This is a genomic window from Paraburkholderia sp. BL27I4N3 (assembly GCF_003386115.1).
Lineage (GTDB): Bacteria > Pseudomonadota > Gammaproteobacteria > Burkholderiales > Burkholderiaceae > Paraburkholderia.
Map to the genome: position 1 here is coordinate 7,800,008 of NZ_QREJ01000001.1, position 13,478 is coordinate 7,813,485.

General features: G+C 61.1%; 10 protein-coding genes. 9 read left to right on the forward strand and 1 reads right to left on the reverse strand.

Annotation, left to right across the window (positions count from 1 at the left end):
* The first annotated feature begins 121 nt into the window (after positions 1-121).
* The 3 genes from oxlT to B0G71_RS35380 all read left to right on the forward strand — a co-directional run bounded on the left by oxlT (position 122) and on the right by B0G71_RS35380 (position 3,983).
* A complete protein-coding gene (gene oxlT / locus B0G71_RS35370; protein ID WP_116147771.1) occupies positions 122-1,465 on the forward strand; it encodes an oxalate/formate MFS antiporter in 1,344 nt (447 codons plus the stop codon).
* A gap of 29 nt (positions 1,466-1,494) precedes the next feature.
* A complete protein-coding gene (locus B0G71_RS35375; RefSeq protein WP_116147773.1) occupies positions 1,495-2,466 on the forward strand; it encodes a LysR family transcriptional regulator in 972 nt (323 codons plus the stop codon).
* 65 nt (positions 2,467-2,531) lie between these two features.
* Positions 2,532-3,983: an aldehyde dehydrogenase family protein gene (locus B0G71_RS35380; RefSeq protein WP_116147775.1), complete on the forward strand. Its 1,452-nt coding sequence runs from the start codon at positions 2,532-2,534 to the stop codon at positions 3,981-3,983.
* A gap of 105 nt (positions 3,984-4,088) precedes the next feature.
* Here the strand turns inward: B0G71_RS35380 and B0G71_RS35385 are convergent, their stop codons facing one another.
* Positions 4,089-5,066, reverse strand: a complete 978-nt coding sequence (locus tag B0G71_RS35385; protein ID WP_116122033.1) for a 2-dehydropantoate 2-reductase — start codon at positions 5,064-5,066, stop codon at positions 4,089-4,091.
* Positions 5,067-5,509: 443 nt separating this feature from the next.
* Here B0G71_RS35385 and B0G71_RS35390 point away from each other — a divergent pair, with 443 nt between their 5' ends.
* The 6 genes from B0G71_RS35390 (at position 5,510) to wecC (ending at position 13,450) form a co-directional block, all read left to right on the forward strand.
* Positions 5,510-6,925, forward strand: a complete 1,416-nt coding sequence (locus B0G71_RS35390; protein ID WP_116147777.1) for an undecaprenyl-phosphate glucose phosphotransferase — start codon at positions 5,510-5,512, stop codon at positions 6,923-6,925.
* A 200-nt stretch (positions 6,926-7,125) separates the two neighbouring features.
* Positions 7,126-8,280 carry a polysaccharide biosynthesis/export family protein gene (locus B0G71_RS35395; protein WP_116147779.1) on the forward strand — a complete coding sequence of 385 codons (1,155 nt, stop codon included), beginning with the start codon at positions 7,126-7,128 and terminating at the stop codon, positions 8,278-8,280.
* A gap of 11 nt (positions 8,281-8,291) precedes the next feature.
* Positions 8,292-8,714 (forward strand): low molecular weight protein-tyrosine-phosphatase, encoded by a 423-nt coding sequence (locus tag B0G71_RS35400; RefSeq protein WP_243856771.1) that lies wholly within the window; start codon positions 8,292-8,294, stop codon positions 8,712-8,714.
* Positions 8,715-8,717: 3 nt separating this feature from the next.
* Positions 8,718-10,928 (forward strand): polysaccharide biosynthesis tyrosine autokinase, encoded by a 2,211-nt coding sequence (locus B0G71_RS35405; protein WP_116147782.1) that lies wholly within the window; start codon positions 8,718-8,720, stop codon positions 10,926-10,928.
* Positions 10,929-11,022: 94 nt separating this feature from the next.
* Complete coding sequence (wecB, locus tag B0G71_RS35410) at positions 11,023-12,171, forward strand: non-hydrolyzing UDP-N-acetylglucosamine 2-epimerase (RefSeq protein ID WP_116147784.1); 1,149 nt, start codon at positions 11,023-11,025, stop codon at positions 12,169-12,171.
* A gap of 34 nt (positions 12,172-12,205) precedes the next feature.
* The gene (gene wecC / locus B0G71_RS35415; RefSeq protein WP_116147786.1) at positions 12,206-13,450 is read left to right on the forward strand and encodes a UDP-N-acetyl-D-mannosamine dehydrogenase; all 1,245 of its coding nucleotides are present in this window, start codon (positions 12,206-12,208) and stop codon (positions 13,448-13,450) included.
* Positions 13,451-13,478: the final 28 nt, after the last annotated feature.

Sequence of the window (13,478 nt, forward strand, 5' to 3'; positions counted from 1 at the left end):
CGAAGAGCGCGGCTTTTTCGGGTCATAACATAAGGTGGGACGCATACAGTACGGCGCGTTGCAGGGCGATTTCCTGCGGGACGCCAGCCGGCTGCACCAGACAAATAGTGGAGACAAGCGAATGGACGATATCAGTCAGCAGACTACGAGCCGCGCATTTTGGGGCAACCGTTGGTGGCAACTCGTCATCGGCATGGTGTGCATGGCTCTGGTGGCCAATCTTCAATATGCGTGGACGTTGTTCGTCACGCCGATGAACGCGCGGCATCACTGGGGCGAAGCATCCATTCAACTTGCGTTCGCGATTTTCATCCTCACTGAAACGTGGCTTGTGCCGCTCGAAGGCTGGCTCGTCGACAGGTTCGGACCGCGGCCCGTAGTCGCGGGCGGCGCGATTTGCGCGGGCGTTGCGTGGGTGATGAACTCGTACATCACGACCCTGCCGATGCTGTACGTCTCCGCCGTCATCGCCGGTATCGGTGCGGGCGGCGTGTACGGCACGTGCGTGGGCAATGCGTTGAAATGGTTTCCCGACAAGCGCGGACTTGCAGCGGGTCTCACCGCTGCGGGCTTCGGCGCGGGCGCCGCGGTGACGGTGATTCCAATTGCCAACATGATCACGCGTTCGGGTTATGAGCATACGTTCTTTTTCTTCGGCATCCTTCAAGGCGGGTGCATTCTCGCGCTTGCGCTGCTGTTGAAGAAGCCGAACTTGCGCTCGCAAGCCGCACCGAAGAGGAAGTTCGCCGTGTCGAAGGTCGATTTCACCCCCGGGCAGATGATCAAGACGCCGGTGTTCTGGGTGATCTACGTGTCGTTCGTCGCCGTGGCCGCGGGCGGTTTGATGGCGACCGCGCAGATCGGTCCGATCGCGAAAGACTGGGGCCTCGCACGCATCCCGATGACGCTCTTCGGCATGACCTTGCCGCTGCTGACCGCCACGCTTTCCATCGACAACGTCTGCAACGGTTTTACGCGTCCGCTGTGCGGCTTCATCTCCGACAAACTCGGCCGTGAAAACACGATGTTCGTGATCTTTATTGGCGAAGGCCTGGCGTTGCTCGGTCTGATGCAATACGGCACTAACCCGTACGCGTTCATGACGTTCGCCGCATTGATCTTCCTGTTCTGGGGCGAAATCTTCTCGATCTTCCCGGCGATCTGTGCCGATACCTTCGGCAGCAAATATGCCGCAGCCAACGCCGGCACCTTGTACACCGCCAAGGGTACGGCTTCGTTGCTGGTACCGATCGCGTCGGTGTTGTCGGCGACGGGCGGATGGAATCTCGTGTTCATCGTCTCCGCCGTCGTGACGATCGTCGCGGGCATTTCCGCGAAGTTCATACTCGCGCCGATGCGCTCGCGCTGGATCGAAACGCACAATGAGCCGCAAGGTGTGCTGGCCGTTGCCGGCAACGGCAAGGCTTCGCGCTTGAGCCATTGGCCTGAGCAGACAGGAGAATAGGTGAATGGCCCACACCCGGCAGTGACGTCATGAATGTTTCGTTGCAGCAACTCAAGGTATTTGTCGCCGTCGCGCGTGAGCGGAGTTTTACGCGCGCGGCGCGTGAGTTCGACTTGACACAGTCGGCGGTGAGTCGTTGCGTGCGCGAACTCGAAGAAGCCGTGGAATTAAAGCTGTTCGACCGTACCACGCGCCAGGTCGAACTGACGCACGCAGGGGCGAGCCTCGAGCGAAGAATTGGCCGCCTGCTCGATGAAATTGAACTCACGCTGCGCGAAGAGCGGGCGGCTTACGACGGTCACACCGGCGTGGTGGTGCTCGCCAGCAATCCGGTGTTGTCGTCGAGTTGGGTGGCGCAGGGACTCGCGCGCTGCGCGGCGGCTTTTCCTGAGCTAGCTGTCTCCGTCAGGGATCAGCCTCAAAGCGGCGTGCTCGCGAGCGTCGAACAGGGCGAGGTGGACTTCGGTGTGGTCTCGATGGCCGAGCCGCTTGCCGGCGACCTGTTGCACGCGCAACTGGTTTTCACGACACCGCTCCATGCGGTGATGCCGCCTGCGCATCCGCTTGCGCGCCACGCGAGTGTTGCATGGAGCGAGTTGCACGAATGGGCGCTCATCACGCTGAACGCAGACACAGGTGTGCGTGGGGCGCTCGAACTCGCCTTCAACGCGAACGGCGTTAAACGACGGCCGGTGCAGGAACTCGGACATGTCGCGGCGGTGCTGCGCATGGTTGAGCTCGGCCTCGGCGTCGGCATATTGCCAATCGACACGCATTGGCCCGCAATAGGCGCCTCATTGGTCAGCCGGCCGCTCGCACCCGCGATGAATCTGGCGACAGTGCTCGTGCATCGCCGCAACCGTTCCCTCCGACCCAACGCCGCAGCAGCCTGGGCGCAATTCTCCACTCCTTCACAGACCGCCGACGTGTCGCCGTCCGCTTCGCAGATGCAGACGAAGCCGACCGTTGCACGCGACGGCGCCGTCCTCCACGAGCCCTAGCGTCTTTTAATCGAAGCGGCTCGCACGCACTCAGCCCACGCAACATCCAAGCAAGGAGCTTCATGATGGAAACTGAAACCGACCTCAGGCGCCATGATCTGCTGATCGACGGCAAGCGCTTGCCGCCCGGCACCGGCGAATATTCCGTCGACATCAACCCCGCCACCGAAGAGCCGATCGCGCTGGTTGCGCAAGGCAGCGCCGCCGACGTGGACACCGCCGTGCGCGCCGCGCGCGCTGCGTTGAAAGTATGGAACGGCATTCGGACCGCTGAGCGGGCCCGCATTCTGATGCGCCTCGCCGGTCTGATGCGCGCGAATCTCGAGGAACTCGCCGCGCTCGAAAGCCTCGACGCCGGCAAACCGATCGCGGCGGTGATGCGCCAGGATATTCCGGCCGCGATCGATACGCTCGAATACTACGCAGGCTGGTGCGACAAGATCAACGGTCAGGTCGTGCCGGTGCGCCCCGATGCGTTGACGTACACGTTGCGTGAACCGGTCGGCGTAGTCGCCGCGATCGTGCCGTGGAATTTCCCGCTGATGATCGGCATGTGGAAGATCGCGCCGGCGCTCGCGTGCGGTTGCACGCTGATCGTCAAGCCCGCGGAGATTACGCCGCTGACCGCGCTGCGCATCGGCGAACTCGCGCTTGAAGCGGGTGTGCCGCCGGGCGTGCTGAATATCGTCACGGGCAAAGGGCGGGTGGTCGGCGACGCACTGGTCGCGCATCCCGGCGTCGACAAGGTGACGTTTACGGGCTCGCCCTCGGTGGGGCGCGGCATTCTGCAAGGCGCCGCCGGCAATTTCAAGCGCGTCACGCTGGAGCTCGGCGGCAAATCGGCCAACCTGATTTTCCCGGATGCCAATCTCGACAACGCGGTGCGCGCCGCGGCGTCGGGCATCTTCTTCAATACCGGCCAGGTGTGTTCGGCGGGGTCGCGCATTCTCGCCCATCGCGATGTGTACGACGAAGTGGTCGAGCGCCTCGCCGCGCGCGCGAAGTCGATCAAGGTCGGCGATCCGTCGTCGCGCGAAACGTCGATGGGACCGCTTATCTCCGCGGCGCAGATGAAGACGGTGCTGGGCTACGTCGAAGCGGGTCGTTCAGAGGGCGCGTCGCTCGTAACGGGTGGCGCGCGCGTGGGCGAGCGCGGCTTCTTTGTCGAGCCGACTGTGTTTGCCAACGTCGAGCATGAAATGCGCATTTCGCAGGAGGAAATATTTGGGCCTGTGGCGAGCGTGATTCGCTTCAACGACGAAGCCGACGCCATCAGGATTGCAAACGGCACGCTGTACAGCCTCGCGGCGGGGGTGTGGAGCGCGGACATCGGCCGGGTGCATCGGGTTGCGCGGGACCTGAGGGCGGGGACCGTGTGGATCAACACATACGGCTACACCGATGTGCGTCTGCCGTGGGGAGGATCAGGCGACTCGGGGTTCGGCCGCGAACACGGTGACGTCGCGATCGAGAACTTCACCGAGCCCAAGGCTGTGTGGCTCGCCATCGATCAGTAGCGTAAAAAAGATCGAACGCGTTTTGGCGTTCGATCCTTTTATGTTTGCCTTTGCCGATAGGCGGGAGAGCGAACGAATTTCTGATCGCGCGCTCTCTATCGAGTCTCAATCTCCTTGCAACGCCATCCGTTCACGCAGTTTAATGAGCGCCAGCACGACATCGATAGTCGGCGTCGGCTCGGCGACGAGGCGGCCCATTTCCTGCACGACGGTCAACAGCGGATCGATCTCCATCGGCCGGCGATTCTCCAGATCGACCAGCGTCGATGTCTTGTGGGCGCCGACCGCGCCCGCGCCATCAATACGCTTTTCCACGTCGACGCGAAAGTGCACGCCGAATTGATCCGCAATGCGCTTGGCCTCCAGCATCATCGTGCGCGATACCGCGCGTGTGCCGGGGTCGCTGGTGAGCACGTCGAGCGTGGCGTGCGTCAATGCGCTGATCGGGTTGAAGCACAGGTTGCCCCATAGCTTGAGCCAGATTTCGTCGCGGATATTGTCGCGGATCGGCGCCTCGAAACCCGCCGCCTGCATGATCTCGTGCAACTGTTGAATACGCGGCGTGCGTTCTCCGCTCGGCTCGCCGATCGGGAATTTCTTGCCGTACACGTGCTTGATGACGCCGGGTTCGACGATTTCGGCAGCCGGGTAGAGCACGCAGCCGATCGCCCGTTCGGGGCCGAGCTTCGTCCATTGACTGCCGTCCGGGTCGACGCTGGTGAGACGCGTGCCGGCGAAGCGTCCGCCGTGCTGATAGAAGTACCAATACGGAATGCCGTTGACGCCCGTGACGATGGCCGTGTGCTTGCCGAGCAGCGGCTGCATTGCATCGACTACGCCGGGCAGCGAATGCGCCTTGAGCGTAATGATCACGAAGTCCTGCACGCCGAGTTCGCGCGGGTCGGACGTGCAGCGCACCGGTGCGCTGAACGTCTCACCGTCCATGATCAGACGCGCACCGTGCTCGCGCATGGCCGCGAGATGCGGACCGCGCGCGACGAAACTCACATCCGCACCGGCGCGTGCGAGTTGCACACCCATCAAGCCGCCGATTGCTCCCGCTCCGAAGACACAGATCTTCATGATGCCGCTCCTCTGACGATGAATAGTCGCTTGCCCGATGCCGTGTCTTGCCGTGCACGGTTGCAGGTCATTGTTCGAGCATACGGGGGCGGGACGATTGCGGATAGTTAAAGTTTGTGGAGAGGTGCATTAGGGATAGGTTATGGGTGGCGCGGCGCCCGAAAAAACGTAGGACAGGACCGGACCGAATCGGAAGGCAAGGGGAGATGGCGGACGAATGCCGCGAACGATTCGGAAATCTCTTAAGCCTCTCCAATCTTCGTGGGCGCAGAATGCGGCCTCTATGAGAAGTTGCGCATGCACGTGGCATCGCGAAAGGAATTTTGAGAGTGGTGCCATGAAGTCAAAGCTTGATGTGAGTTATCCCGTTGTGTTCTTGCGTGTGACGTCTGTGCGGGAGTCGCGCGGTGTCGGATCGGCGGCTCCGCGCTAGGCCCGGTCTCATGCACACGGTGATTCGTAAAACCGCTGGCCGGGATTTGGCGGAGATGGAAAGCGTGCTGGCGCGCCTGCTAGATGCGACGTTGATCGCGTTGTCGGCGGCGCTCGCCTCGCTGCTGTTCATGCCTCGCTCAGGGTATTCGATTCTCGAAGGCGCCTTCGTCGCTCTCGATATTGCGTTCGCTGTTTTGCTGCTGCCCTGGTTCGGCGTGTATGGCTCATGGCGTGGCCGCTCGAAATGGCGGCTGAGCGTCAAACTGGTGCTCGGCTGGATCGCCGTGCAAGCCTGCGGGCTCGCGATGTTGTTCCTGCTTCATCGCGCTGCGTCGGTGTCCCGGCTTTGGTGCGTGAGTTGGACCGTGATCGCCGCTGCGGCGCTGGTCGCTTCGCGGTGGGTGGTGCATGCGGTACTCGGCCGGATGAGACGTGGCGGCCGGAATCTGCGAATGGTTGCTGTGGTTGGCGCCGGCGCGCATCGCGACGCTGTGATCGCCAACATCATGAACTCACCGGATGCGGGCTTCCGGGCGGTTGCCACGTTCAACACGCGACAGGATGGTGAGTCCGGGTTTGACGGCTTGCCGTCGTTCGAGCGGCTGCGCGAATTCGCAGACTGGGTGCGCCGTGAACAGATTGAAGAGGTATGGATCGCGCTGCCGATGTCCGAAGAAGACACCGTGCTGAAGGTGCTCGACGAATTCAGTGGTGACCTTGTTAATTTGCGCTTCATTCCTGATGTGCGCAGTCTCGCGATGTTCGATCGAAACGTGGTCGATCTGATCGGCGCGCCGGCGATCAATCTGATGGCCTCGCCGATGACACCGTACGCGCTGGTTCAGAAAGCGGTTTTCGACCGGTTGTTCGCGAGTGTGGCGCTGCTGGCTTTGTTGCCAGTGATGTTGTCGATTGCGGTTGCCGTCAAGGCGACTTCGAAGGGACCGGTGTTGTTTACCCAGCGGCGTAAGGGTGCGGACGGACGCGTCTTTCGCATTTACAAGTTTCGTTCGATGCGCGAGCACTCGGCGCAGCCAGGTGTGGTTCTGCAGGCCACGCGAGGAGACGCGCGGGTGACTCGTGTCGGCGCGTTCTTACGTCGCACGAGCCTTGATGAATTGCCGCAGTTTCTGAATGTGTTGCGTGGGGAAATGTCGGTGGTTGGGCCGCGGCCGCATGCGATCGAACACGATAATCAGTATCGGGGAATTGTCGATGGGTATATCCATCGCTACCGGATTAAGCCTGGTATTACCGGGTGGGCGCAGGTGAATGGCTTTCGCGGTGAGACGGATCGGGTCGAGAAGATGCAGGCGCGAGTTGAGCACGATTTGTATTACTTGCGGAACTGGTCGTTTGGGTTGGATATGCGGATTGTGCTGGCGACGGTGGTGAGAGGGTTGTTGCATCGGAATGCGTATTGAAATGCGGTTTCGCGATGTGGCGCCGGCGAGTTTTTGTGAGGCAATACTCTGCATAGAAAGGCAGAGATCGCCACGAGTTATGGATTACATCTGCCCGATGTTGGGTGGCGAGAGCGTTGCCTCGGCACGCTGGTTTGAATAGGTTGAACACGATGTTAGCGGTATTTCTGGCCAGACCCGCCTTCAGGCTTGGGGTGGTGATGACGGCAGTAAGTTTGTTGGCGAGTGCGTGCTCGGTGGCGCCGGGGATGAGGATGGACACGTCTCAGGCGCAGGATCACTCGGGTACGTATGTCACTTCCGGCACGGCTGGGGAAACCAGCATTGGTGCGCCGGGCGAAAAGGCGAGTGCAACGAGTGGTACGCCAGACATCGCGATAACGGAACTCGATGCTGCGCTGATTTCGCAGCTCGCACAAAGCCGCAAACAGCAGCAGCTCGAAGTTTCGCAATTACTCTCTGGAGCGCCCCAGGCCTACACGGTCGGTCCCGGTGACGTGCTGCAGATCGTCGTTTGGGATCATCCGGAATTCGCTGCGGCACTCGGCTCTTCGCAAACCCAATCGTCGACGAGGCCGGGAGATCCGCTTGCGGGATTTGTCGTCGACCAGAACGGCGCACTCACATTTCCCTATGCGGGCACGCTGCATGTGGCGGGCCTGCGCGCCGAAGAGATTCAGCAGCGGCTAAGCAGTGCGCTTGCCAGGTACTTCGTCAAGCCGCAGGTGACAGTGCGAATGGCTTCTTACCGCGCGCATGAAGTTTACGTCGACGGGGAAGTGCATAGCCCGGGCGTGCTGGCGGTCAACGATGTGCCAATGACGCTTTACGAAGCTGTCAGCCGCGCCGGTGGGTTCAGTGAGGCGGCCGATCAGAGCGACCTCGTTCTGGTGCGCGGTGATCGCTCTTATCGCGTGAATCTGACGCAAATGCTCGCTCAAGGATTGAGCCCGTCGCGCCTCTTTCTGCAGGCGGGTGATCTGCTGCGTGTCGTTTCGCGCGATGAGAACGACGTGTATGTGATGGGTGAAGTCAACAAACCGGTTTCGGCGATTCCACGCCGAACGGGTCGCATGACGTTGGCCGATGCACTTTCGCAGGCCGGCAGTGTGAACGCTTCGACCGCCGATGCCGCGCAGATGTTCGTGATCCGCGGCTCACTGACCGGGACGCCGCAGGTGTTTCACCTCGACGCGCATTCACCGGTCGCGATGCTGCTTGCGAAGGATTTCGAATTGCAACCGAAGGACGTGGTGTACGTGGATGGTAGCGGTCTTGTTCGCTTCAATCGCGTGTTGAGTCTGTTGATGCCGTTGATTAACACGGGTCTGACAGCTGGAGTCATTGCGAAATGACCGGGGTTTTGATGGTGTGTGAGGGAAACGTTTGCCGCAGTCCGGTTGCGCGGGCCATTCTTGAACGGGCGCTGCCTGCTGTCTCAGTGAGTTCCGCGGGTACGCGAGCGCTCGTTGGCAGGCACGCGGATCCACTCGCGGTTCAGGTTGCATGCCAGCACGGCGTGGACATCAGCGGTCATGTAGCCGAGGCGCTTAGCAACGAACACGTACGCGCGGCGGATGTCGTGCTGGCCATGACGAATTCCCAGCGCACGTTGATTCTCGATCGCTTTCCTTCTGCAAGAGGAAAGGTTTTTCGTCTGGGCGAACATGAACAGCTCGACATTGTGGATCCATATCAGCGGCATCGTGTCATTTTCGAACTGGCCTTCGCGCAAATCGAGCACAGCGTTTTGAAATGGTGCGACGACATTATCAGGCTGACGCACTAAATCATGAAATTACTTGATCGAGAACGCTCGGCCGACGCGCTGGGCGAAAAGGAAATCACGCTATCCGAAGTTTTCGCATTGCTGAGCGAAAATCGGCTCTTGATCGTGTTGACCACGGCGGCAATGCTGTTTCTCGGCATTACCTATGCATTTTTCGGCACGCCTCTGTACAAAGCCGATGTAATGATTCAGGTCGACAGCGACCCCGGCAGCGATACGCTCAACGACAAGCTAGGCGACCTCGCTTCGCTGTTCCAGAGCAAGGCATCGACCGACGCGGAAATCGAACTTATCCGTTCGCGAATGGTGGTCGAAGAAACTGTCCGGAGTTTGCATCTCGATGTTAATGCCACGCCGCACCGATTTCCTCTGATCGGCGCGCTGATCGCACGGCAGGCGCCGGCCGGCAGTCCGGCGAGTCCCTTCCTCGGAATGAGCAGTTTCGCCTGGGGCGGAGAGGCTTTGGGCGTGACCCAATTCGACGTCCCAGCTGCGCTGTACGATCAGCGTTTCAAATTGATGGTCGGTGCGGATCAGGCGTTCGAACTGCGCGATGCGGATGGCCATACGGTGCTACGCGGCCGCGTGGGCATCGCGGAGCAGGGCGTCACACGGTTCGGGCCGGTGCAATTGAGAGTGGACCACATGGTCGCGCGCGCTGGCACGTCGTTCAATCTGGCGAGGGCCTCGACGCAACTGACGACAGCGGATCTGCGGACCGCACTCGACATTAGCGAGAAGGCCAAACAGTCGGGTATTGTCGCCGTCTCGCTCGAAGGCGGGGATGCTGCGAGGATCGCCGCTACCGTGAATCGCGTGGCGAGCATTTATGTTCAGCGAAATGTAGACCGGAAGTCCGCGCAAGCACAGCAGATGCTGCAGTTCCTCGCCGACCAGCTTCCCCAACTGCGTGCGGATCTGGACGAGGCCGAGGCCAAATATAACGCGTTCCGCGCGCAAAACGGCACTGTTGATCTGGAAGCAGAGGGCAAGCTTCTGCTGCAATCAATCGTCGATAGCAAAACCAAACTGGTCGAGTTGCAGCAGCAGCGCGCCGCGCTCGCGCAGCGTTACACGGCGGAACATCCATCCGTGCAGGCGATCGACGCCCAGATCGGTGAGTTGCAGGAACAACAACGCTCGTTCAACGAGAAAGTCGCGGCTTTGCCGAGCACACAGCAACAGGCGCTGCGCCTCATGCGCGACGTGCGGGTCGACACCGACCTGTACACCAAGCTGCTGGATAGCACGCAGCAGTTGCGTGTGCTGAAGGCGGGCCAACTCGGCAACGTCCACACGGTCGACTACGCAGAGGTAGCCGAAAAACCGGTCAAACCGAAGAAAGCGCTGGTGATCGCGCTGTCGGGCCTGATCGGTGTGCTGCTCGGATGCGCTATCGCATTCGTGCGTAGTACCTTGAATCGCGGACTCGAGACGCCGTCGGAAATCGAAGGCGCGGTCGGCGTGCCGGTGTACGCGATCGTGTCTCGAAGCGCGCGGCAGCGGACGTTGCATCAATCGGCTCGCGGCGGCGGGTCGGAACTGAACGTGCTCGCGGCGGCGCAACCCGATGACGTGGCGGTGGAAGGCATCCGTAGCTTGAGAACGGCGTTGCAGTTCGGCTTGCTCAATTCGCACAACAACATCGTGATGTTGACGGGGCCAAGGCCCGACGTCGGCAAGTCGTTTCTCTCGGTGAATCTGGCAGCGGTGCTATCGGCTGGCGGCAAACGCGTGTTGTTAGTCGACTCGGACATGCGCCGAGGTGACGTGCACAGATACTTTTCGCTCCCGAGCAAACCCGGCTTGTCAGACGTGATCGGCGGAGTCGAGCCGTCAAGCGCGGTGCACTACCAGGTCCTGCCCAACCTCGACGTACTAATGAGTGGCAGCGTTGCGTCGAGTCCGGCCGAAATGCTCATGAGCGAGTCCTTCGGCAAATTGTTGGCACAGTTCAGCAAACAGTACGACGTGGTCATCGTCGATTCGCCGCCGGTATTGGCCGTGACCGACCCGGTACTGATCGGCAAGCACGCGGGCCTGACGTTACTCGTCGTTCGTCACGGACGGCACTCTGCGGCCGAACTCCAGGAGAGCGTGCGTCAGCTGAGTAACGGCGGCCATACCGTCGACGGCGTTCTGCTGAACGACGTTCCGCAACGGGCCAGTGCGTACGGCGCGTTCTCCGAATACGGGGCCGAAAAATCCGCATGACGGATTGCAGCATCTAGTCACGGCGCCACGCGGCGTCTTCCACGATAGTCGTGTCGCGGCGCTTCCAGGTGCGCGACCAGCCAACCACTCGCTTATGAACAAGAGGATTCTGCTTACCTTCGGAACCCGTCCTGAGGCCATCAAGATGGCGCCTCTCGTGAGGCAACTCAAGAGCGCCGAGGGAATTGACTGTTTCGTCTGCGTAACCGGCCAGCATCGCGAGATGCTCGATCAGGTATTGAACCTGTTCCAGATCCGTCCTCATTTCGACTTGAACGTGATGAAGCGGAATCAGGATCTCTATGACGTGACGAGTTCCATCCTGCTCGGCATGCGGGATGTATTGAAGGACTGCCGCCCGGACCTGATGCTGGTGCATGGCGATACGTCGACAACCTTCTCCGCCAGCCTCGCGGCGTTTTACCAGCGCGTGCCCGTCGGCCATGTGGAAGCGGGCCTGCGAACGGGTGAGCTTCTGTCGCCGTGGCCGGAAGAGGCGAATCGTCGGCTGACCAGCGTGCTTGCCGCGATGCACTTCGCACCGACCGAGCGCGCCCGACAGAATCTGCTCGCGGAGAACGTGCCGGACGAACGCATCGTGGTAACGGGCAATACGGTGATCGACGCGCTCCTGCACGTGCGGCAGCAACTGGCAAGCGATACGCGGCTACGCGACGAAGCGCAGCGGCATCTCCCGTTGCTGTCGCCAGGACGGCGCCTGATTCTGGCGACGGGACACCGGCGCGAGAGTTTCGGCGGCGGTTTCGAGCGTATCTGCACGGCGCTGGCTCGGATCGCGAATTCGTATCCCGACGTGGACATCGTGTACCCGGTTCACCTCAACCCGGACGTGCGCGAGCCGGTGAACCGGATTCTCCGCGGCATTGCCAATGTTCATTTGATCGAGCCGCTCGACTATCTGCCGTTCGTTTGTCTGATGGACCGTGCCTATCTGATCCTGACCGACTCCGGTGGGATTCAGGAAGAGGCACCTTCGCTCGGCAAGCCGGTGCTTGCGATGCGCGAAACCACCGAGCGTCAGGAGGCTGTCGATGCGGGCGTAGTGAAACTTGTCGGCACCGACGTGCAGAAAATCATCCAGACCGTATCGCAGCTGCTGTGCGACGAAACCGTCTACCAGGCGATGAGCGTGCGCGGCAACCCCTATGGCGACGGCCATGCTTGCGCTCGCATTGCGAGCGCGCTACTTGAAAAACGTTTCGGTCCGGCTCTGGCGGTCTGAGCGAACATACCCTGCTTACGGATATAGAAAAGAAATGGATTTTGAAACTGTTTCGGTGGTCGGCCTCGGCTACATTGGGCTTCCTACTGCAGCCGTGTTTGCGGCACGCCGCAAACGTGTCATCGGCGTGGACGTCAGTCAGCATGCGGTCGACACCATCAACCGTGGCGCCATTCATATTGTCGAGCCTGAACTCGACATGCTGGTGCACGCGGCAGTCACGCAAGGCTATCTGCGCGCGACCATCACGCCGGAGCCTGCGGACGCGTTTCTGATCGCTGTGCCGACGCCTTTCTCCGACGGCTACAAGCCGGACCTCCGCTTCATCGAAGCAGCGAGCCAGGCGATCGCGCCGGTGCTCAAGAAGGGCGACCTTGTCGTCCTCGAATCGACTTCACCGGTTGGGACAACTGAGCAGATGGCAGCTTGGATGGCACAACTCCGTCCCGATCTCTCCTTCCCGCAAGAGGCGGGCGAGCAGTCGGACATCCGCATCGCTCATTGTCCTGAACGCGTGCTGCCTGGCCACGTGATTCGCGAGCTGGTCGAGAACGACCGCGTAATCGGCGGCATGACGCCGCGCTGTAGCGAGCTGGCGCGTGAGCTCTATCAAAGCTTCGTGCAAGGCGACTGTATCCTGACGGATGCCCGCACTGCCGAGATGTGCAAGCTGACGGAGAACTCATTCCGCGACGTCAACATTGCCTTTGCGAACGAACTTTCGATCATCTGCGACAAGCTCGATATCAACGTATGGGAGTTGATCCGTCTTGCGAACCGCCATCCGCGGGTGAGCATCCTGCAGCCGGGGCCGGGAGTGGGGGGCCACTGCATCGCCGTCGATCCGTGGTTCATCGTGGACTCTGCGCCGGACGAGGCGCGCCTGATCCGCACCGCGCGAACGGTCAACGACGCAAAGCCGGGCTATGTAATAGAGCGCGTGGAACGCGCGGCGCGGCGCTTCAAGGATCCGGTGATTGCGTGTCTCGGGCTGGCGTTCAAAGCGAATATTGACGATCTGCGCGAAAGCCCGGCCGTCGAAATCGCCGACGAACTAGCGGAGCGATTCGCCGGCCAGGTGGTCGTCGTCGAACCGAATGTGAGAACGTTGCCGGCATCGCTCGATGGCAAGGTTCGCCTCTGTGAATTGAACGAAGCGCTGCTGGAGGCGGACATTATTGTCATTCTGGTCGACCATGCGCAGTTTCGGCGTGTGGATCCCGTCCGCTTTCAGGCGAAGGTGGTGATCGACACGCGTGGGGTGCTGGCGCATGCGTGATCGCGCGCGCCGCTCGTCGGCCCCCAAT